The sequence below is a fragment of the Actinacidiphila sp. bgisy167 genome (genome assembly GCF_057707665.1).
On sequence record NZ_JBYIQP010000010.1, the window covers coordinates 78747 to 97660 of the forward strand.

21 protein-coding genes and 1 pseudogene are annotated in these 18914 nt (G+C 72.2%); 16 read left to right on the forward strand and 6 right to left on the reverse strand.

Annotated features, from left to right (window positions below):
• Positions 1–124: 124 nt before the first annotated feature.
• From cseB to AC3ET4_RS06395, 8 genes are all read left to right on the forward strand, one after another.
• Entirely contained in the window at positions 125–907 is a 783-nt protein-coding gene (cseB, locus tag AC3ET4_RS06360; protein ID WP_431946807.1) for a two-component system response regulator CseB, read from the forward strand.
• A gap of 1 nt (position 908) precedes the next feature.
• Positions 909–2225, forward strand: coding sequence for an ATP-binding protein (locus AC3ET4_RS06365; RefSeq protein ID WP_431946808.1), 1317 nt, complete (start codon positions 909–911; stop codon positions 2223–2225).
• Between the two features lie 153 nt (positions 2226–2378).
• Positions 2379–2747 (forward strand): hypothetical protein, encoded by a 369-nt coding sequence (locus tag AC3ET4_RS06370; RefSeq protein ID WP_431946884.1) that lies wholly within the window; start codon positions 2379–2381, stop codon positions 2745–2747.
• Positions 2748–2920: 173 nt separating this feature from the next.
• Positions 2921–3205 (forward strand): winged helix-turn-helix transcriptional regulator, encoded by a 285-nt coding sequence (locus AC3ET4_RS06375; protein WP_431946878.1) that lies wholly within the window; start codon positions 2921–2923, stop codon positions 3203–3205.
• Positions 3206–3287: 82 nt separating this feature from the next.
• Positions 3288–3503 carry a hypothetical protein gene (locus AC3ET4_RS06380; RefSeq protein ID WP_431946810.1) on the forward strand — a complete coding sequence of 72 codons (216 nt, stop codon included), beginning with the start codon at positions 3288–3290 and terminating at the stop codon, positions 3501–3503.
• Positions 3504–3821: 318 nt separating this feature from the next.
• On the forward strand, positions 3822–4091 hold the full coding sequence (locus AC3ET4_RS06385) for a hypothetical protein (RefSeq protein WP_431946812.1): 270 nt from the start codon (positions 3822–3824) through the stop codon (positions 4089–4091).
• Between the two features lie 41 nt (positions 4092–4132).
• Positions 4133–5053: an ABC transporter ATP-binding protein gene (locus AC3ET4_RS06390; RefSeq protein WP_431946814.1), complete on the forward strand. Its 921-nt coding sequence runs from the start codon at positions 4133–4135 to the stop codon at positions 5051–5053.
• The gene (locus AC3ET4_RS06395) at positions 5050–6051 is read left to right on the forward strand and encodes an ABC transporter permease (RefSeq protein WP_431946816.1); all 1002 of its coding nucleotides are present in this window, start codon (positions 5050–5052) and stop codon (positions 6049–6051) included. The genes AC3ET4_RS06390 and AC3ET4_RS06395 overlap by 4 nt, the downstream gene beginning before the upstream one ends.
• 123 nt (positions 6052–6174) lie before the next feature.
• On the opposite strand, the gene AC3ET4_RS06400 is transcribed toward AC3ET4_RS06395, so the two are convergent.
• Entirely contained in the window at positions 6175–7983 is a 1809-nt protein-coding gene (locus AC3ET4_RS06400; protein ID WP_431946818.1) for a thiamine pyrophosphate-requiring protein, read from the reverse strand.
• A gap of 294 nt (positions 7984–8277) precedes the next feature.
• On the opposite strand from AC3ET4_RS06400, the gene AC3ET4_RS06405 reads away from it, so the two are divergent.
• Positions 8278–9468, forward strand: coding sequence for a zinc-dependent alcohol dehydrogenase (locus AC3ET4_RS06405; RefSeq protein WP_431946820.1), 1191 nt, complete (start codon positions 8278–8280; stop codon positions 9466–9468).
• Between the two features lie 158 nt (positions 9469–9626).
• Entirely contained in the window at positions 9627–9791 is a 165-nt protein-coding gene (locus AC3ET4_RS06410) for a hypothetical protein (protein ID WP_431946822.1), read from the forward strand.
• A gap of 21 nt (positions 9792–9812) precedes the next feature.
• Here the strand turns inward: AC3ET4_RS06410 and AC3ET4_RS06415 are convergent, their stop codons facing one another.
• A complete protein-coding gene (locus tag AC3ET4_RS06415) occupies positions 9813–10052 on the reverse strand; it encodes a CDGSH iron-sulfur domain-containing protein (RefSeq protein ID WP_431946824.1) in 240 nt (79 codons plus the stop codon).
• 16 nt (positions 10053–10068) lie between these two features.
• Positions 10069–10725, reverse strand: coding sequence for a HemK2/MTQ2 family protein methyltransferase (locus tag AC3ET4_RS06420; RefSeq protein WP_431946826.1), 657 nt, complete (start codon positions 10723–10725; stop codon positions 10069–10071).
• 277 nt (positions 10726–11002) lie between these two features.
• Between AC3ET4_RS06420 and AC3ET4_RS06425 the strand changes: the two genes are divergently transcribed.
• From AC3ET4_RS06425 to AC3ET4_RS06445, 5 genes are all read left to right on the forward strand, one after another.
• Positions 11003–12715 carry a PP2C family protein-serine/threonine phosphatase gene (locus AC3ET4_RS06425; RefSeq protein WP_431946828.1) on the forward strand — a complete coding sequence of 571 codons (1713 nt, stop codon included), beginning with the start codon at positions 11003–11005 and terminating at the stop codon, positions 12713–12715.
• Between the two features lie 130 nt (positions 12716–12845).
• On the forward strand, positions 12846–13736 hold the full coding sequence (locus tag AC3ET4_RS06430) for a Rieske (2Fe-2S) protein (protein ID WP_431946830.1): 891 nt from the start codon (positions 12846–12848) through the stop codon (positions 13734–13736).
• Between the two features lie 93 nt (positions 13737–13829).
• Positions 13830–14462 (forward strand): UdgX family uracil-DNA binding protein, encoded by a 633-nt coding sequence (locus AC3ET4_RS06435; RefSeq protein ID WP_431946832.1) that lies wholly within the window; start codon positions 13830–13832, stop codon positions 14460–14462.
• Between the two features lie 105 nt (positions 14463–14567).
• Entirely contained in the window at positions 14568–14807 is a 240-nt protein-coding gene (locus tag AC3ET4_RS06440; protein ID WP_431946834.1) for a DUF6480 family protein, read from the forward strand.
• A 212-nt stretch (positions 14808–15019) separates the two neighbouring features.
• Positions 15020–15547, forward strand: a complete 528-nt coding sequence (locus AC3ET4_RS06445; RefSeq protein ID WP_431946836.1) for a hypothetical protein — start codon at positions 15020–15022, stop codon at positions 15545–15547.
• 28 nt (positions 15548–15575) lie between these two features.
• On the opposite strand, the gene AC3ET4_RS06450 is transcribed toward AC3ET4_RS06445, so the two are convergent.
• Complete coding sequence (locus tag AC3ET4_RS06450) at positions 15576–15947, reverse strand: hypothetical protein (RefSeq protein ID WP_431946837.1); 372 nt, start codon at positions 15945–15947, stop codon at positions 15576–15578.
• On the reverse strand, positions 15944–17668 hold the full coding sequence (gene ctaD, locus AC3ET4_RS06455) for an aa3-type cytochrome oxidase subunit I (RefSeq protein WP_431946839.1): 1725 nt from the start codon (positions 17666–17668) through the stop codon (positions 15944–15946). Before ctaD ends, AC3ET4_RS06450 begins: the two co-directional genes overlap by 4 nt.
• Before the next feature lie 385 nt (positions 17669–18053).
• Between ctaD and AC3ET4_RS06460 the strand changes: the two are divergent.
• Positions 18054–18253, forward strand: a pseudogene (locus AC3ET4_RS06460) (cold-shock protein).
• Between the two features lie 72 nt (positions 18254–18325).
• Here the strand turns inward: AC3ET4_RS06460 and AC3ET4_RS06465 are convergent.
• Complete coding sequence (locus tag AC3ET4_RS06465; protein ID WP_431946841.1) at positions 18326–18910, reverse strand: hemerythrin domain-containing protein; 585 nt, start codon at positions 18908–18910, stop codon at positions 18326–18328.
• Positions 18911–18914 lie beyond the last annotated feature (4 nt).

Sequence of the window (18914 nt, forward strand, 5' to 3'; positions counted from 1 at the left end):
GCCGCCGCGGTCGGGAGCGCGCGCTGATACACGATCGACGCACGACCGAGCGGCCTCGGATGCCCGCTGCGGAACCGCCTCGCGCATCATGGGGAGGTTGTGTACACGCGTCCGATGGGAAGACATGCCGGTTTCCGTGACTGAGGAGGCGGCGGCCCCCGCCGCCGTGGCCGTCCTGCTCGTGGAGGACGACGAGGTGATCCGGCGGTCGGTCACCATGGCGCTGGAACGCTACGGCTACCGCGTCGTCTCGGCCGCCGACGGCCTGACCGGACTCGAGATGTTCCGGGAGGCGCGCCACGACCTGATCCTGCTGGACGTGATGCTGCCGGGCCTGGACGGCATCGGGCTGTGCCGCCGGATCCGGGAGACCAGCATGGACCCGATCCTGATGATGTCCGCGCGCGGCGACGCCCTGGACGTGGTCTCGGGCCTGGAGGCGGGCGCCGACGACTACGTGGTCAAACCCGTGGACACCGCCGTCCTGGTGGCCCGGATCCGCTCCCTCATGCGGCGGGCGAGCTTCGCCCCCGGCCCCGCGGCGGCTGCCACGGGCTCCGCCGCGGCCGCCCCCGGACCCGCTCCGGAACCGGCGGCCCGGCCGGAGCGGCCGGACGACCCCGCACGGCTCGTCTTCGGCGACCTGACCATCGACACCGCGGGCCTCGAGGTGTCCCGGGCGGGCGCACCCGTCGCGCTCGCGCCCACCGAACTGCGGCTGCTGCTGGAGTTCGCCGCGAACCCCGGTGTCGTGCTGGACCGGAACACACTGCTGCGCAATGTGTGGGACTACGGCTGGGACGGCGACAGCCGGGTGGTCGACCTCTGCGTGCAGCGGCTCCGGAAGAAGGTCGGAGCCGAACGGATCGAGACGGTCCGCGGCTTCGGATACAAGTTGCGGCGCTGAGATGGAGACCGTACGCGACCTGCTCAACTGGCGTTCGCTCCGCTGGAAGATCGCCCTTCTCGTCACGGTGGCCTGCTGTGCCGTGGCGCTGACCGTCGGGGTGCTGGTCCACCGCAGCACACTGGCGCGGTCGATGAACGACGGCGGCGCGAAGGCCGTCGCGCAGCTCGACCGGGCCCTGGAGGACTACGGGCGGGACGGCGTTCCGCCCGTCGGGCTGGTGACGGCGCCCGACGCGGTGCCCGGGCCGCTGCTGGACGCGGTGCGCCACGCGCAGGGGCCGGGCATCCGGCACGCCACCTGGTACGAGGGTGACGGCGGCGGGGACCATCCGCAGATGTGGGCGGCGCGGATGTACGAGGGCCGACCGGTGGCGCTGCCGACCGACATGACGTCCGACCTGCTCACCCGGCGCGCCCTCGACCGGCACATGTGGAAGTACTCCCTGGTCGTGCTGGCCGTCGTCCTCCCGTTGACGGTGCTGGCGGCGGAGCTTCCGCACCGCAGGCTGCGGCGCGTGGCGCGAACCGCGCGCCGCATCGCGGCCGGTGACCTCGCCGCGCGGACCGCAGGCGGCCACCCCGCCGGCCGTGGCGGCGACGAGATCACCGAGATTTCCGCAACCGTGGACTCGATGGCCGACAGCCTGCTCGGGCGGCTGACGGCCGAGCAGCGCTTCACCGCCGACGTCGCCCATGAACTGCGCACCCCGCTGATGGGCCTGGTGACCGCGAGCGGGCTGCTGCCCGAGGGGGAGGCCGCCGACCTCGTCCGGGACCGGGTGGGGGTACTGCGAGCCCTGGTGGAGGAACTGCTGGAGATCTCCCGGCTGGACGCGGGCGCCGAGCGGGCCGAACTCAGGCCGGTTCCGCTGGGCGCGGTCGTCGAGGACCTGTTGGCCCGCATCGGACTGCCGACGCGGTTCGACGCGGACGGCGCCGGGTCTGTCAGCACCGACCCCCGCCGGGTCGACCGGATCGTGGCCAACCTGGTCGTCAACGCCCACCGCCACGGCGGCGCACCCGTCGAGGTCGCGGTGGCGGGCGCCACTGTGACCGTGCGGGACCACGGCCCTGGCTTCCCGCGTGAGCTGCTCGCGGACGGGCCCCAGCGGTTCCGCACCGGGGCGTCGGAGCGCGGGCGGGGCCACGGCCTGGGGTTGACCATAGCGCTCGGGCAGGCACGCGTCATCGGCGCGTCGCTGTCCTTCGCCAACGCACCCGGCGGCGGCGCCGTCGCCACGCTCCGGCTGCCCGCGGCGCGCGGAGGCACCGCGGGGCCGCCGCGCGGCGGTGCCTGCACGCACGGGGCGGCGTGATGCGCGGCGGAGGACCGGGTGAGCGGTCGATACACGGCGGATGACCGACTGAGCGGCGGCGGAGACACAATCACCGCGGGGCCGACATCGGCGACCCCCAGGGTGGGCGGTGTGCGTGACAGCCACGCCGTTCCCCGTGGAGGTGCCCCGCTCATGCGCTCAGTGTTCGACCACCCCGAGCCGGACACCGGACGTCCTCGGCGGCAGCCCGCCGTACTGACCGGGCCATGGCGCGGGTCACCCGGCCGCCGGCGGGTGCCCGTGCCGATCGCAGCCGGTGTCGTCGCCTTGGTCACCTTGATCGTCCTGACCCTGCTGGTGATGGCCACGGCATACGGCGGGAGCCGTGGACGCGGCGGGTCCGGCAACGGCGGGTCCGGGAACGGCGGGAGCTGGCCGGCGGCCTTTCCCGTGGCCCGCATCGACCACATCCTGGTGCGCGGCATGCAACCGCGCTCGGCCTGGACCCTCCCCGCCGACGGCAGTGACCATCTGCCGGTGGCGGCAGCGATCCGCCTGTAGGGCCCGAACGTGCCAGGCTCGGGGCCGGGCCCGGGCGGGAGCCGTCCCGTCGGCCGTGGCCCCGCCACTTCCCGGCTCCGGGGACAGAACCTGCCTGGTAACGGTGGTACCAGGCACGTCGCCCGACCGCCTGCGGCTACGTTCGAAGGTTGGCCAACGGATCACCTGAGCAGATGGGCCACCGGCCGCCGGCGCCGCCTGCGACCGCGCCCTGGAAACGTCGCGGCGTCCGAGGGCGCGCGCCGCTTCGGGAGTACCGAGCCGTCATCGCCGGTATCTCCGACCGTCTGCTCGCCCAGCGCCTGAGGGAGCTCGAGGCCGGGGGCCTCATCGAGAGATACGTCATCCCCAGCACTCCCGTGCAGGCCCGCCACGAGCTCGCTCCCGACGGCGAGGCGCTCGTCGCCGCGCTGCAGCCGCTGGGACGTGGCATGCGCCGACCGCGCCGCTTGAGATAGGTATGACCCCGTATGGATGAATTTCGGACATTATGGTTAATAAGCATGCAAAATCTTCAGAGGTAGTGCAGAGAGGTGCCACATGACCCGAGGAGCCGAGGCAACCACCCGACCCACTCCCCGCGCCGACGTCGACCTCGCACGTGACTGCGGTGCGTGTCTGGGCTGGGGGACGGTCGTCACCAACAATGGCCGCCACGAACTGTGCCCCGACTGCCAGGACGGCGGACTCGTCACACCAGGGCGCGTCAGGGCCGTGCGCCTGCGCCCCGGCTCCCGCTACGTCTCCCCCCGCTGACCGGTCGCCCCGCCTTCCCGCCCCCTTGTACCGGCTGCTGACCGGCCCCGCGCCATGCCCCGGCGCGGGGCCGGCGACACCCGCCCGGGCGGCCCCGCCCCGAGGGCGGATCCGGCAAGCAGGAGCGGGGCCGCACCTCCAGGGTGCGCCGGAGGCGTGCCGGGCACCCGCCGGGTGGCGACCGCTGCGGGACACGGGCTGCGCCGCGCGCCATAGACGAAGGTATAGGTGCCGTCTCCTGCCGTGCCTCCGGTCACCCGTGGAACACAGACTTTCTGCCGAAGTACGGGCCCCAGCCCGCCCCATACCGTCGGGGACATGAGCCACACGCGTACAGAACCCCTCTCACCCCCCTCCCTCACCCAGCGCCCCGCGCTGCTGCTCGTCGGCCTCGCCGGTGTCGCGCTCCTCCTGCTGGGCGGTGTGCCGCTCGCCGAGCGGTTCCTCGCCCACGTGGCCGTGTGGGGCGCCGCCGTGAGCGTCCCCGGACTGCCCCACCTGGTGCTCGTCGTCGCGGGCGCCGGGCTGTGCGCCCTGTTCGCACGCCGCCGCCCTGGCGCGGCCGATCCGGCCGCCCACCACCACTGAACGACGGACTCGCACAGGAAGAGCACCCGGACCACCACGTCATGACCACATCCCCCAACGTCCCCGCCATCGAGACCGTCGGGCTGGGCAGGCGCTACCGCCGCGGATGGGCGCTGCGCGACACCTCCTTCCGCCTGCCGGCCGGCCGTGTGTGCGGTCTCGTCGGCCCCAACGGCGCGGGCAAGACCACCCTGCTGTCCCTGGCCGCCGACCTGATCACGCCGACCACCGGCACGATCACCCTGTCCGGACACCGGCCCGGCAGCGTCGAGGCCCGCCAGAGCACCGCCTTCCTCAGCCAGCAGAAGGCTCTCTACCCGCGCTTCCGCGTCAGCGAGGTCCTGCGCATGGGCGGTGAGCTCAACCCCACCTGGCACCACGAGACCGCCGAGTCCGTCATCGACGCCGGCCAGGTCCCCATGGACGCCCGGATCGGCACCCTCTCCGGCGGGCAGGCCACTCGCGTCGCCTTCGCCCTCGCCCTGGGCAAGCGCCCCCGGCTGATGCTGCTGGACGAGCCGATGGCCGACCTCGACCCCTTGGTGCGCCACCAGATGACCGACATCCTGCAGGCGGAGGCCCGGCGCAACGGCTCGACCGTCGTCATGTCCTCGCACCTGGTCTCCGAGCTCGAGAACGCCTGCGACTACCTCGTGCTCGTCAACAACGGAACCGTGCGGCTGGCCGGCGAGGTGGACCTCCTCCTCGCCGAGCACCGGCAGCTCACCGCGCGGCCCGGGGAGAAGCTGGACCTGGAGGGCCACCAGGTCATCGCGACCTCGAACGCCGACGGCGGCAGCCTCAGCGCGCTCGTCCGGGCCCCTCACCCCTCCCCGGCCGGTTCGGAGCACCGACCCCCCACCCTCGAGGAACTCGTCCTCGGCTACCTCCGGACGCCCGACGCGCCCGCCCTCCTCACCCCCAGCGCACAGATCACCGACGACATCGAGGTGTCCGCATGAGCACCGCGACCGTCCGTCCCCGCACCGCCGTCCGCCGCGGTCCGCGACTGCGCGGACTGATCTGGCTGGCCTGGCGGCAGAACCGCATCGCCTTCTGGACAGGACTGGCCTTCGCGGCCGCCGTCGCGGTGTACGCCCTCGTCCAGCACCACCACGTGGCCGCGGCGGTCCAGCACCTTCAGGCGTGCGAGGGCGGCGACCAGCTCACCCAGGAGTGCTCCCGCCGCATCAACACCTTCGGGAAGCAGTACCAGCGTCCGATACGGCGGCCGCTCCAGGCGATGCTGCTGCTCCCGTTCCTCTTCGGCCTCTTCCTCGGCGCTCCGCAGTTCGCGCAGGAGATGGAGTCGGGAACGTACCGCACGGTCGTCACCCAGTCGGTGACCCGCATGCGCTGGTTCGCGGCGAAGCTGGGCGTGCCGCTCGCCATGACGGTCGTCGTCAGCGGTGTCGTCGCCGCCGCCATGACCTGGTGGTGGCACCCGGTCGCCGAGGGGATGGGCGCGGCGTTCTCCTGGTTCTGGTGGTACCCGTTCTACGGTGTGGGGCCCGTCGTGGTGGGCCTGAGCGTCCTGCTGTACCTCCTGGGGGCGACCCTCGGGCTCGTCCTGCGCCGCACCGTCCTGGCCATGGGCGCCACGCTCGCCTTCGGCGCCGGGCTGTTCGCCCTCCTCGAGGCGGTCCGGCCGCACCTGGTGCCCGTTCGTACGGTGAACGTGCAGCACGTCGCCGAGGCGCCGGTGCCCGACGGCGCCTGGGTGATCGCGTCGGGCTCGCTGTCCACGGACGGGCACCGCGTGGCACTGCCCTTCGACTGCTACGCCTACGACAACATCAAGCAGTGCCTGGCTTCCCGCGGCATCTCCGGCGGCTGGGCGGAGTACCACCCCGCGTCGCACCTGTGGCCGCTGCAGTGGACGACGACGGGCGTGTGTGTGGCGCTGGGCGCCGTGCTCGTCGCCCTGGCCGTGTGGTGGACCCGCCGCAACCCCGCCTGACCGCGGCGGCGTGCAGGTGGGCGCGGGGCGGCGGCCTCCAGCGCGTAAGCGCTCCCACCGCTGACGCCGGTCACCGCCGGCACACCGATGCCTCGGTGTGCCGGAGGTCGGCGCCGGTCGGACTCACTCCTCGCCGTGCCCGTGGCGTCCCCGCCCGGGAAGCATCTCCTGGACCTTCGCCTTGAAGCCCTGCCGGATCATGGCGGCGCGGTCGGAGTCCCCCTTGAGCATGGAGGCGCTCGCCGCCTCGATCTGGTCGAGCGTGGCGTGCGGCGGGATCGGCGGGACCGCGGGGTCGGTGCGGAAGTCCAGGACGAAGGGCCGGTCCGCGGCCAGCGCCCGCCGCCACGAGTCCTCGACCTCGTCGGGTTTCTCCACGCGCAGGCCGTCCAGGCCGATGGAGCGGGCGAAGTCCGCGTAAGGGACGTCGGGCAGGTCCTGTGAGGGCAGGAACTGCGGAGCGCCGGACAGGGCGCGCATTTCCCAGGTCACCTGGTTGAGGTCGCCGTTGTTGAGGACGGCGACGACCAGTCGCGGATCAGTCCAGTCGCGGTAGTACTTGGCGGCGGTGATGAGTTCGGCCATCCCGTTCATCTGCATCGCGCCGTCGCCGACCAGGGCGATCGCCGGCCGGTCGGGATGGGCGAACTTCGCGCCGATCACGTACGGCACTCCGGGCCCCATGGTGGCGAGCGTGCCGGACAGCGAACCGCGCATGCCGCCGCGCATCCGCAGGTGCCGGGCGTACCAGTTGGCCGCGGAACCGGAGTCGGCGGCCAGGATGACGTCCTCGGGCAGGAGGGCGTCCAGAGCGTGCACCACGAACTCGGGGTTGACGGGCTCCGCCGCCACGCCGGCCCGCCGTTCCATGACCTCCCACCAGCGGGCCGTGTCCTTCTCGATCTTCTTCCGCCAACTGCCGTGCTTCTTGCGCTCCAGCCGCGGCAGCAGCCGCGTCAGCGTCGCCTTGGCGTCGCCGACCAGATTCACCTCGAACGGGTAGCGCAGCCCCACCATGAACGGGTCGACGTCGATCTGCACCGCGCGGGCCGTGCCGAACTCCGGCAGGAACTGCGTGTAGGGGAAGCTGGAGCCGAGGACCAGCAGGGTGTCGCAGTCCCGCATCAGCTCGTAGCTGGGCCGTGTGCCGAGCAGCCCGATCGCCCCCGTGGCATAGGGCAGTTCGTCGGAGAGGACGTCCTTGCCGAGCAGTGCCTTCGCCACTCCGGCGGCGAGCGTGTCGGCCAGCCGCTCCACCTCCGGCCGCGCGCCGCGCGCGCCCTGGCCGATCAGTATCGCCACCTTCTCGCCCGCGTTGAGGACCTCGGCCGCCCGGTCGAGGTCGGCGTCGTCGGGCACAGGGGCGGAGGAGGACATGCCGAGGCTGGAGGGCACCATCTTGAACGCGTGCTCGGGCGGGGAGTAGTCGAGTTCCTGGACGTCGGCCGGGATGATCACGGCGGTGACGGTGCGGCGCGCGGCCGCCACCCGCAGGGCACGGTCGATGACGTTGGGCAGCTGCTCGGGGACGGTCACCATCTCGACGTACTCCGAGGCGACGTCCTTGAACAGGCTCAGCAGGTCCACTTCCTGCTGGTAGGAGCCGCCCATGGCACTGCGGTCGGTCTGCCCGACGATCGCCACCACCGGCACGTGGTCGAGTTTTGCGTCGTACAGCCCGTTGAGCAGGTGGATGGCGCCGGGGCCGGAGGTGGCCGCGCAGACGCCGACCCGGCCGGAGAACTTGGCGTAGCCGACCGCCTCGAAGGCGGCCATCTCCTCGTGGCGGGCCTGCACGAACCGGGGCCTGTCCTCGGCCCGTCCCCAGGCGGCGAGCAGTCCGTTGATTCCGTCGCCCGGATACGCGAAGACATGCTCGACCCCCCATTCCCGCAGCCGCCGCAGAACATGGTCGGACACTTTGCCGGACATGGGGATCCGCCTTTCTGTCGGCTTCGGCTCTCTGCCGGCGCCGCCGGCGGGCGTTCCGGCCGGGGACAGACGGCCCGCGTCCGTACGCCTGCCTGCTCGCCGTGCCGGGCGCCGCAAGGCGGGCCCGCGACACTCCGCTTCGGCGCCCCCTTCACGCGTGCCCCGCGCGCCCGGTCTCTAACGCCTGCGGCGGCTTGATCGCCCGCCCCATTCGGCGGGCGCGCGGTTCACCGGCGGCCCCATGGGTACCCGATGGTCCTGCCGTGAAAAGACGAGCGCAAGGAAGTGATCGACATGCGGGCCACCGTGTGGCACGGCAAGCGCGACGTACGCGTCGAGACCGTGCCCGACCCCCGGATCGAGGAGCCGACCGACGCGCTGGTGCGCATCACGTCGACCGGCCTGTGCGGTTCGGACCTGCACCTCTACGAGGTCCTCGCGCCGTTCATGACGCCCGGCGACATCCTCGGGCACGAACCCATGGGCGTGGTCGAGGAAACCGGCGCGGAGGTGGACGGCCTCCGGCCGGGCGACCGCGTCGTGGTGCCGTTCCAGATCGCCTGCGGCACCTGCTACATGTGCCGTCAAGGGCTGCCCACGCAGTGCGAGACCACCCAGGTCACCGAGTACGGGTGCGGCGCGCGGCTCTTCGGCTACACCAAGCTGTACGGACGCGTCCCCGGCGCCCAGGCCGAGTACCTGCGTGTTCCGCAGGCCCAGTTCGGGCCGATCAAGGTGCCGGACGGACCGGCCGACGACCGCTTCGTCTACCTCTCCGACGTCCTTCCCACCGCCTGGCAGGCGGTGAAGTACGCGGACTTCCCCGAGGGCGGCAGTGTGGCCGTCCTGGGCCTGGGGCCGATCGGGGACATGTGCTGCCGCGTCGCCCGCCACCTGGGCGCGGGCAAGGTCATCGGCATCGACTTCGTACCGGAACGGCTGACCCGGGCGCGCCACGACGGGGCGCAGGTCTTCAGCCTCGACGAGTACGAGGACCAGGAAGAGCTCGTCAAGGCCGTCCGGGACGCCACCGACGGCCGCGGCCCGGACGCCGTCATCGACGCCGTGGGCACCGAGGCTCACGGCAGCCCCCTGGGCAAGGCCGTCCAGCAGTCCGCCGGGCTGCTCCCGCGTCCGTGGGCGGCCAAGCTGATGCAGAGCGTCGGCGTCGACCGCCTCGGGGCGCTGCACCTGGCCATCGAGCTGGTCCGGCGCGGCGGCACGATCTCGGTCAGCGGCGTCTACGGCGGCATGACCGACCCGCTGCCGATGCTCACGCTCTTCGACAAGCAGATCCAGCTGCGTATGGGGCAGGCGAACGTCCGCAGGTGGACCGACGAGATCCTCCCCCTGCTCACCGACGAGGACCCTCTGGGCGTGGACGGCTTCGCCACGCACCACGTCCCGCTGGAGGAGGCCCCGCAGGCCTACGACATGTTCCAGAAGAAGGCGGACGGCGCCGTCAAGGTCCTGATGGTGCCATGACGTCCGCGTCGCCCGGGCGGCGCGCCAAGGGGCGCGGCCGGGGCCCGTCACCCGTATGTCCCATCAAGGCGGTGGCCACGGTGCCGATATCGCGGGAGTGCGCTGAGGATCTCCGTGACGAGACGGCCCGAGTCCCGCGTCCACGGGAGACGTCGCCCGTGGACGCCCAGCCCGACCCGCGATCGCCGTGGGAGCGCGGAGTGGACGAGGGCGACGTGCTGTGTCTCGTCGTACGGGAGCTGTGCTCCCGCGGTCTGCTCGCGCTGAGACTACCGGGCACGGGGGCGGCGGCGGCCGACCATCCCTCAGCGCCCGCGCGGTGACCGGCGCGGGCTGCCCCGGGGTCAGCCGGCCGACTGCCGGTTCCGTGTGGACGATGGCTGCCGCTCACCGGTCCCGCCCTCACGCCGCTTGGACGCGGCGGTGCGCCGACGGTGGCTGGTGTCGCACCAGGGGTACGTGCGGCTGCGCCGGCAGGCGCAGAGGGCCACGACGAAACGGTCGGAACGCACGACCCGTCCGTCGTCCAGGACGACCTCGACGGGGCCCTCGATCAGGATCGGGCCGTCCCTGGTGAGCGTCACCCTCGTCGGGTACGGCTCATCGCTCGCGTTCGGCACGGACCACCACCAGCTCTTCCTTCTCCTCGCCCGGGGCTATAAGCCCGCGCGCCTCCAACCACCGCGCCCGGGCGCGCAGCACCGGCCCGAACGGGATGTACCGGCGCTCGGTGACCACCGCCCGCAGTCCGGCGTGTCGCAGCCGGCCCAGGGTGCGCTCCACCCCGCACAGGCCCGAGTGGACCATCAGCAGGACGCCGCCCGGTGTGAGCAGCGGTGGCGCGTCGGAGCAGATCCGGTCCAGCAGCACCCGGCCGTCCGCACCCGCGTCCCACGCCAGGGCGCGTCCCCGGGTGGGCGGGCGGGCGCGCGGAGACGGCACATAGGGCGGATTGGCCATGATCAGGTCGAAGTGGCGATCCGTGACGGGGGCCGTGAGATCGCCGCGCAGCACCTTCACACGCCGCCCGTTGAGCCGGGCGTTGAGCCATGCGGTGAGCACCGCGCCGAAGGAGGCGTCGACCGCGGTCACCTGGGCCGCGCCGTGCTCGATGGCGGTCAGGGCCAGCGCGCCGGTGCCCGTCCCCAGGTCGAGGACGGCGGCATCCGCCGCGAGGGTCTCCCGCTTCAGCGCGTCTTCCAGCAGAAGCGTGTCGTCCTGGGGGCAATAGACCCCCGGTGGGCACAAAAGCCACATGGAGCGCTTGTACCCCATGGCGGGTGGGCAAACGCGGTTCGTCCCGTCCCGTGGTCCGGTCCCGGCCCGGCAGGGCACCCTGGGCGGGGCGCGGGACCGGGTGCGACGTCCACGTGGACGCCGGAGACGGGTGACCGCCACGCTCGGACCGTCGCGCCGCCGCGGCTCCGCCGGACTCGAGACGTGCCACACGGCGGCCAGGGGCCGGCGCGCCGCATGGGATGCTGGTGCCTGGGTAAGCCAAGAGACCGAGGTTCCGCCCCGAGGACTGGAGAGCATGGACGCCGTTGTACCGGACACCGGACCGCCCGTCCCGGCCGGACCCGGGGCCGCGCAGGGCGGCCTGCTGGACGCTGTGCTGGCCCCCGCCTATGTGGTGGACGGCGACGGAGTGATCGTCGCGGTCAACAGCGCCGTCGAGCGGCTCCTGGGTCGGTCGGGCGCGGAACTCCTCGGCCGAAACGCCCACGACCTGCTGCACCGCGACATGCACGGCGGTGCTGTGCCGCACTCTCGCTGCGAGTTGCGGGACGCCCTCGTCACGGGGCGGACGAATCAGAGCGACGTGGGGTGGTTCGCCCGCGCCGACGGCAGCCTCATCGGACTGTCCTGGTTCATGACGCCCTATGTCCTCGGTCCGGGACGGCCCGGAGCCCTGGTGCTGCTCCACCAGCGGCAGGACGCTCCGGAGCGGGAGGAAGGGGAGGCGCGCCCCGGCACCCTGACCGAACTCGACCGCCTCGCCCTGCTGGCGGATACCACCACCCGGCTCACCTCGACCCTCGACGTGGAGGAGGCGTTGCACCGGCTGGCCGTGCTGACCGTGCCCCTGCTGGCGGACTGGGCCGTCGTCGACCTGCTCACCGAGAACGACGAGGTGCGGCGGGCACTGGTCGTGCAGCACAAGGACGGGGTCCTGGTGCAGCGCGGCGACCTCCAGGGGCCGATGCCCCCCCTGCCCCAGGAGTCCCCGATGCCGCTGTCCCGTGCGCTGCGCGGCGCGGCCTCCAGCGTCGCGTGCCCCTCCACGTACCAGGGGCCACCGGACTCCGGTATCGCCGTCGAGCAGCACCGGCTCTTCGAGGCGACCGGTATGCACTCCGCGGCCATCGCCCCGATCCGCGGCCCGCGGGACGTGCTCGGAGCGCTCACCCTCGGCCGTTCCGCGCGCCCGGACCCCTTCACGGCGGCCGACCTGCCTCTCCTGGAGGACATCACCCGGCGGGCGGGCCTGGCGCTGGACAACGCGCGCCTCTACCAGCGGCAGCGCAAGGTGTCCGAGACGATGCAGAGGCATCTGCTGCCCCAGATGCCCACCATCCCCGGTCTGTCGCTGACGGCCCGGTACGTGGCGGCCCCCCAGGCATCGCAGGTCGGCGGTGACTGGTACGACGCCTTCCCGCTCGCCGACGGCGCGACCGCTCTCGCCATAGGCGACGTCGTCGGACACGACCTCGACGCGGCCGGTGGCATGGCCCAGGTCCGCAACATGTTGCGGGCCTTTGCCTGGACACAGCCGGAGTCGCCCTGCGATGTGGTCAGCCGGCTCGACCAGGCCCTCATGCACATCGCCCAGGTGCCGATGGCGACCATGCTGCTCGCGCGGCTCACCAGCGCGGAGGACGGCCTGTGGCGACTGAGGTGGACCAACGCCGGCCACCCGCCGCCTCTGCTGGTGGACTGCGACGGCCGGAGCCGCTTCCTCACCGAGGGCCACGGCATCCTGCTCGGCACCGGCGCGGGAAGGCCGCGCGAGGACGCCGTCGTCACCCTGCCCCCGCGGTCCACGCTGGTGCTCTATACCGACGGACTGGTCGAGTCCACGCGGCACCCCATCGATGACGGCCTCGAGCTGCTCCGCAGGCACGCCGCCGGCCTGGCCCGGCGTCCCCTGGACGCGTTCAGCGACGCGCTGCTCGACCGGGTCCGTCCTCAGGACAACGACGACGACGTCGCCTTCCTCGCGCTGCGCACACCCGACCCCGAGTGAGGGTCCGCACGCACGCCGAGGACGGCCGAGGGCGGCGTGCGTGGCAGGGGGAGCGGCCGTCCGAGACGGCGGCAGCGACAGTGCCGGGTTTGCCCCGGGGTGTGACGGTAAGCCGCTCCTTATGAGGCTTATGAGGCATACGAGCGAAAAGCGGGACTCCCCGAACGGTCCGCTGCCCGCCGCGATCGACGCCCTGGAAGGCCAGGAGTGGCTCGACACGGCCGCCACGGGCGTCCGCCGGGCGGTGCGCGCGCTGCCCCTGGGCAAGGGGCGCGACGCATTGCGCGGCCTGTGGCTCGGCCACCCCCTGCATCCTGTGCTGGTCCAGGTGCCGATCGGCGCCTGGACCTGTGCCGGGATACTCGACCTGCTGCCCGGCGAGAGCCGCGCCGCCCGCCGCCTGGTGGCGGTGGGTCTGGCCGCGGCCGGGCCCGCGGCGCTGGCCGGCTGGGTGGACTGGGCGGAGCAGCGCCCCCGCCAGGCCCGCGTGGGCCTGGTGCACGCGGCCGCCAACGTCGCCGCCGTCGCGACGTACACCGCTTCCCTCGTCCACCGCTACAGGGGCCGGCCCGTGCTCGGCCGGGCCCTCGGTTTCGGCGGCATGGCCCTCGCCACCGCGGGTGGTGTGCTGGGCGGCCACCTCGCCTACCGGCAGGGCGCGGGCGTGAACCATGCGGAGGCGGTGCCCGTGCTGGTCGAGCCGGGCTGGCACCGCGTCGGGGTGCCGGAGGACTTCCCGGTCGGCGAGCCCGTGCAGCGCATGGCCGATGAGGCGGCGGTGGTCGTGGTCCGGGAGTACGACGGGCGCTTCCACGCACTGGCCGGCCGCTGCAACCACATGGACGGCCCCCTGCACGAGGGAAAGGTGCTGGAAGGCTGCATCGAGTGCCCCTGGCACGGCAGCCAGTTCCGGCTCTCGGACGGCGCCAATGTGCAGGGACCGGCGACCGCGCCGCAGCCGCGGTTCGACTGCCGGATATCGGCCGACGGACAGGTCGAGGTCCGGCTCGCCCAGAGCTGAGCCCGGCGCAGAGCCCGCCGCGAAACCCGCCGCAGACGGCACACGAGCGCGTGCCCGTGGCTTTCGCGCCGGGCCGCGGGGTAGGCGCACGGCATGGCGGACTACGACGCCTCGCCCTACGTCCCCGAAGACGCCGACCTCGCGGCACTCAGCAGCGCGGCCGCCCGCTGCCACGGCTGCCCGCTGTACGCGGATGCCACCCGGACCGTCTTCGGGCAGGGCGAGCCCTCAGCGAGTGTCGTCCTGGTGGGCGAGCAGCCGGGGGACCACGAGGACCGGCAGGGCCGCCCCTTCGTCGGCCCGGCCGGAAGAATCCTGCACAAGGCGATGGAGGAGGCTGGGATCGACCCGGGCGACGCCTATGTGACCAACGCCGTCAAGCACTTCAAGTTCACCGTCCCCGAGGGCGGCAAGCGGCGGATCCACAAGCAGCCCTCGCTGCGCGAGGTGAGCGCCTGCAAGCCGTGGCTGGACGCGGAACTGGAGCGGATAGCCCCGCGGGTCGTCGTGGCCCTCGGCGCGACCGCGGCGAAGGCTTTGATGGGGCCCGAATTCCGGGTCACAAGGCAGCGCGGGAGACTTCTCACCCCTGGCGTACCGATCGACGGCGCTCATATCGTCGCCACGGTCCACCCCTCCGCCGTGCTGCGCGCCGGCGACAACCGCGAGGAGATGTACGCGGGGCTGGTCGCGGACCTGCGCGTGGCCGCCGACGTTCTGGGCTGAGCACATGGCGGACGACCTCGGCCGACCCCGGTCGCGCCCGTTTCCGTCCCGTCCCGCGGGGCAGCCGCACAGAAGATGGGGGGACCGTCCTCAGGGAGGTGCGCCATGAGTACGCCGCCCACCGGCAACCGTTCCGCCCCTTATGGCGGCACCGAACACGCCGAACACAAGGTGCCGCCCACGGAGACGCCTCCGGCGGAGAGCAGCACGACAGAAGGGATCTCCCTGCCTGAGCGCCCGGAACTGCACAACGCGTGGGGTTTCACCCCCCTGGTGCTGATCCTCTGCGTGGTCGCCGTCTTCGTCGCGGGCGTGATCGCCATGATCGTCGCCCTGTCCTCGTAGGCACTCGAAGGCGCCGCCGCTGTGCGGCGCCGCGAGGGTGCGGTCCGGCTTCCGTCCGGCGAGACGCCCCATGTGGTGACTTAAGGCGATGTGACCTGTAGCAATGTGACACGCGCCATTTTCACCTGTTTGGGTGAGGTTGTAGATTTCCTTCAGCGAAGGGCGCCCTGATGCTTTCAGTCGGCGTGCCCGCCACGCCGAAGGAGCAGTCAATGGGTGCCGACCTCACCCCCGTCACGACCGCCACGACGCAGTGGCTCCTGCGTTCCTACCCCCACGCCGGCGGTGTCCTCGGAGCCGCCCTGGCCGAGGCCCAGGCCCGGCAGGCAGTCACCGTCGCGGCGTGGCTGCGGTACCCCACGACGACGGAGGCCGCGCTCGTCACCATGGCCGGTCCAGGAGGCTCGGGGCGCCTGGACCGGTTGGTGGGCGCAGTCGAATGGGCCGGCGAGGAGGAGTCGGCCTGGCGGTCCTGGGTCGACGAGGTGGTGGCGAGTTGGGCGGCGTGCCTGCTCGGCCGACCCGACCTGGCGCAGGAGGCGGTGGCCCTCGTGGCGCACCGGGAGCACATGGCAGGGCTCGCGTTCGACTTCCGCCGCCTGCTCTCGCCCGACGACACCGACCTGAGGGCCGCGGCGCTGCTCCGGCATCCCGACCTGCTCGAACCCGTGGCCGTCCTGCACCGCGACGCCCTGACCCTGCGCCTGGGCCTGTCCCGGGGGTGGTCCGACGCGGCCTGAACGGCGCCGGACCATCCCCGGTCCGGGCTCAGTCCCCGGTCAGGAGCACCAGGAGCGGCACGGGGACGCAGACGGCCGCTGCCAGCAGGGCGACGGTGACGACCGTGCACAGCAGTCGCTGCCGCAGGCTGCGGTAGCGCTCCTCGTACGCGTCCCGCAGAGCCCCCTCGCGCCGCGAGAGACGTCGCAGTATCACGCCGGTCAGATCGAGGCGGTCGGCGACGTAGAGCCGGAGCACCTCCTCCCGCTGGCCGGTGGTCAGCCACGGCATGCGGTCGGCGAAGGCCCCCGCGGCGATCCGGGCGTCGCCTGCCTCCGCGTGCCAGGACAGGAAGTCCTCGCAGCGAGCGATGCCGTCCGCGGCGGCCGGATCGCCTGCCTTCTTGGCCGGGCGCATCATGCCTGCCCCTCGTCGAGCGGCTTCGCGACTCCCTTGCCGGGCTCGACGACGTCGCGGCGGCCGGCGTTGAGTTCCTGGTCCATGGCGGCGACGTCGGGGTGGTGGAGGTCGAAGGCGGGGGACTCGGAGCGGATCTTGGGCAGGGTGAGGAAGTTGTGCCGCGGCGGCGGGCAGGAGGTGGCCCACTCCAGGGAGCGGCCGTAGCCCCAGGGGTCGTCGACCTCGACCGGCTTGCCGTAGCGGGCGGACTTCCACACGTTGTACAGGAACGGCAGGGTGGACATGCCGAGGAGGAAGGCGCCGATGCTGGAGACGGTGTTCAGGAACGTGAAGCCGTCGGCGGCCAGGTAGTCGGCGTAGCGGCGGGGCATGCCCTCGGCCCCGAGCCAGTGCTGGACGAGGAAGGTGCCGTGGAAGCCGATGAAGAGCGTCCAGAAGTGGATCTTGCCGAGCCGTTCGTCGAGCATCTTCCCGGTGAACTTGGGCCACCAGAAGTGGAAGCCGGCGAACATCGCGAAGACCACGGTGCCGAAGACGACGTAGTGGAAGTGGGCGACGACGAAGTACGAGTCGGTGACGTGGAAGTCCAGCGGCGGCGAGGCGAGGATCACCCCGGTCAGGCCGCCGAAGAGGAAGGTGACGAGGAAGCCGATCGACCACAGCATGGGTGTCTCGAAGCTCAGTGACCCCTTCCACATGGTGCCGATCCAGTTGAAGAACTTCACCCCTGTCGGCACGGCGATCAGATAGGTCATGAACGCGAAAAACGGCAACAGGACCGCACCCGTGGCGAACATATGGTGCGCCCACACCGTGGCCGACAGCCCGGCGATGGAGATCGTCGCTCCGATAAGGCTGACGTAGCCGAAGACGGGCTTGCGGGAGAAGACCGGGATGACCTCCGTGACGATGCCGAAGAACGGCAGCGCGATGATGTACACCTCCGGGTGTCCGAAGAACCAGAACAGGTGCTGCCACAGCAGCGGCCCGCCGTTGCCCGGGTCGTAGACGTGCGCGCCGAACTTGCGGTCCGCGAACAGGGCGAGCAGGGCGGCGGCCAGCACCGGGAACGCGAACAGCACCAGCACCGAGGTCAGCAGGATGTTCCAGGTGAAGATCGGCATCCGGAACATCGTCATGCCCGGGGCGCGCATGCAGATGATCGTGGTGACGAAGTTGACCGCGCCGAGGATCGTGCCGAACCCGGACATCGCCAGGCCCAGGATCCACATGTTGCCGCCGACATAGGGAGTGCGTTCGCCGCCCGATAGCGGGGTGTAGGCGGTCCAGCCGAAGTCCGCCGCGCCCTCGGTGGTGAGGAAGCCGGCCACGGCGATCAGTGAGCCGAACAGGAACAGCCAGTACGACAGCATGTTCAGCCGGGGGAAGGCCACGTCGGGGGAGCCGATCTGGAGCGGCATGATGGCGTTGGCGAACCCGGCGAACAGCGGGGTGGCGAACATCAGCAGCATCATCGTGCCGTGCATGGTGAACGCCTGGTTGTACTGCTCGTTCGACAGGATCTGGATGCCTGGGCGCGCCAGTTCGGCGCGCATCACCAGCGCCAGCACACCGCCGAACGTGAAGAAGCCGAAGGCGCTCGCCAGATAGAGCGACCCGATCTTCTTGTGGTCCGTCGTGGTGAGCCAGTCGACGACGACGGCACCCGGCTTGCGCCGCTCCCGTTCCGCCCCCTGTGTCGGTTCCACCTGCAGTGCCATATCTGGTGCCGCCCTTTCACCTGGATCGCGATGCCCGCCGCCTTCGCCGTGCGTCACGGTGTTCGGGCGCCTTTGCACAGGTCCTTCGTATTGCGGTCGCCTGCCACCGGAGCGGATTGCCTCTTTGGTGGGCGTGGTGCGAACACGGATGAAATGACCGGAAGCGGGCCTTCCCCTCCGTCCTGCAGGGCCGTAAGGGCGACCCGCACTCGGTTCGTCCGGCGCTTCGGCCGTCGTGCTTCGCCGATCTGGTATGCGTTGACCGCGATCCAGTCCGGTGGTGGCCCGCAGGGCGGTGCACTCGACCTCGCCGAGTGCGCCGCCGCCTTCCGAACCGCCGGGCGGCCGGACCAGGGCGCGTCGTTGCGGGGGAAGGGAACAGACGATGCCCACGGGCGTGGTGAAGTGGTTCAACGCCGCCAAGGGCTACGGCTTCATCGCACAGGACGAGGGCCTGACGTGTCCGCCCACTTCTCCGGCATCTCCGGTTCCGGCCACCGCGAGCTGCGCGGCGGGGATCAGGTGACCTTCCGGATCGTCCACGGGCGCAAGGGTCCGCGGGCGGAGGACATCGTCCGCCGCTGAGGCCGTGGCACCCGCCGGCACGGGCAACGGCCCGCCCGCCATACCGTGCGGCGGGCGGGCGGCTGCCCCAGGTCACTCCTCGCGGTCCATGGCCTGGCGGATGGCGTCGCGGGTGCGGTCCATCAGGGCCGCGACCGGTCCCACGGCGATGTTCTTCGCGGCGGTCTCCACCCCCGGGTGGGGGCGGGTGGGCGCCATCTTCTCGGCGGCCTTCACGGCCTTCGCCATCATCGCCAGCCGCTGCGGGCTGGTCCTGTGCCGCAGCTGCGCGAACTCGTACCGCTCCTCGGCCCTGGCGTGCCTGAGCACGTCGTCCCGCAGCGCGAGCAGCGCGGGCATGAACTCCGGGTCGTCGGTGTCCATCTCGTCGAGGGTGGAGAGGGCCTCCTTCGCGGCCCGCTCCTCCTCCAGCCGGTCGTCGACCACCTGCTCACCGCCGTCGAAGGCCGTGCGCGCCGCGGGGTGGACGACCTCCTCCTCCGCGGTCTCGTGCACGGCCAGCAGCCGCACAAGCCGCTGGAAGGCGTCCCGCCGGGCCTCGCCGTCACAGGTGCGTACTTCGTCGAACAGATCGTGGATGTCGCCGTGCTGGCGCGTCAGCAGCGCCACCACGTCGTCGCCGGCCACCGGGTCGCCGGGCTGAGCCTGCTGCGTCACGGGA

What these genes read in the sequence shown, in the direction of transcription:
- cseB (WP_431946807.1), top strand. Translation starts at nt 125, where the DNA reads ATGCCGGTTTCCGTGACTGAGGAGGCGGCGGCCCCCGCCGCCGTGGCC.
- AC3ET4_RS06365 (WP_431946808.1), top strand. Translation starts at nt 909, where the DNA reads ATGGAGACCGTACGCGACCTGCTCAACTGGCGTTCGCTCCGCTGGAAG.
- AC3ET4_RS06370 (WP_431946884.1), top strand. Translation starts at nt 2,379, where the DNA reads ATGCGCTCAGTGTTCGACCACCCCGAGCCGGACACCGGACGTCCTCGG.
- AC3ET4_RS06375 (WP_431946878.1), top strand. Translation starts at nt 2,921, where the DNA reads ATGGGCCACCGGCCGCCGGCGCCGCCTGCGACCGCGCCCTGGAAACGT.
- AC3ET4_RS06380 (WP_431946810.1), top strand. Translation starts at nt 3,288, where the DNA reads ATGACCCGAGGAGCCGAGGCAACCACCCGACCCACTCCCCGCGCCGAC.
- AC3ET4_RS06385 (WP_431946812.1), top strand. Translation starts at nt 3,822, where the DNA reads ATGAGCCACACGCGTACAGAACCCCTCTCACCCCCCTCCCTCACCCAG.
- AC3ET4_RS06390 (WP_431946814.1), top strand. Translation starts at nt 4,133, where the DNA reads ATGACCACATCCCCCAACGTCCCCGCCATCGAGACCGTCGGGCTGGGC.
- AC3ET4_RS06395 (WP_431946816.1), top strand. Translation starts at nt 5,050, where the DNA reads ATGAGCACCGCGACCGTCCGTCCCCGCACCGCCGTCCGCCGCGGTCCG.
- AC3ET4_RS06400 (WP_431946818.1), bottom strand. Translation starts at nt 7,983, where the DNA reads ATGTCCGGCAAAGTGTCCGACCATGTTCTGCGGCGGCTGCGGGAATGG.
- AC3ET4_RS06405 (WP_431946820.1), top strand. Translation starts at nt 8,278, where the DNA reads ATGCGGGCCACCGTGTGGCACGGCAAGCGCGACGTACGCGTCGAGACC.
- AC3ET4_RS06420 (WP_431946826.1), bottom strand. Translation starts at nt 10,725, where the DNA reads ATGTGGCTTTTGTGCCCACCGGGGGTCTATTGCCCCCAGGACGACACG.
- AC3ET4_RS06425 (WP_431946828.1), top strand. Translation starts at nt 11,003, where the DNA reads ATGGACGCCGTTGTACCGGACACCGGACCGCCCGTCCCGGCCGGACCC.
- AC3ET4_RS06430 (WP_431946830.1), top strand. Translation starts at nt 12,846, where the DNA reads ATGAGGCATACGAGCGAAAAGCGGGACTCCCCGAACGGTCCGCTGCCC.
- AC3ET4_RS06435 (WP_431946832.1), top strand. Translation starts at nt 13,830, where the DNA reads ATGGCGGACTACGACGCCTCGCCCTACGTCCCCGAAGACGCCGACCTC.
- AC3ET4_RS06440 (WP_431946834.1), top strand. Translation starts at nt 14,568, where the DNA reads ATGAGTACGCCGCCCACCGGCAACCGTTCCGCCCCTTATGGCGGCACC.
- AC3ET4_RS06445 (WP_431946836.1), top strand. Translation starts at nt 15,020, where the DNA reads ATGGGTGCCGACCTCACCCCCGTCACGACCGCCACGACGCAGTGGCTC.
- AC3ET4_RS06450 (WP_431946837.1), bottom strand. Translation starts at nt 15,947, where the DNA reads ATGATGCGCCCGGCCAAGAAGGCAGGCGATCCGGCCGCCGCGGACGGC.
- ctaD (WP_431946839.1), bottom strand. Translation starts at nt 17,668, where the DNA reads ATGGCACTGCAGGTGGAACCGACACAGGGGGCGGAACGGGAGCGGCGC.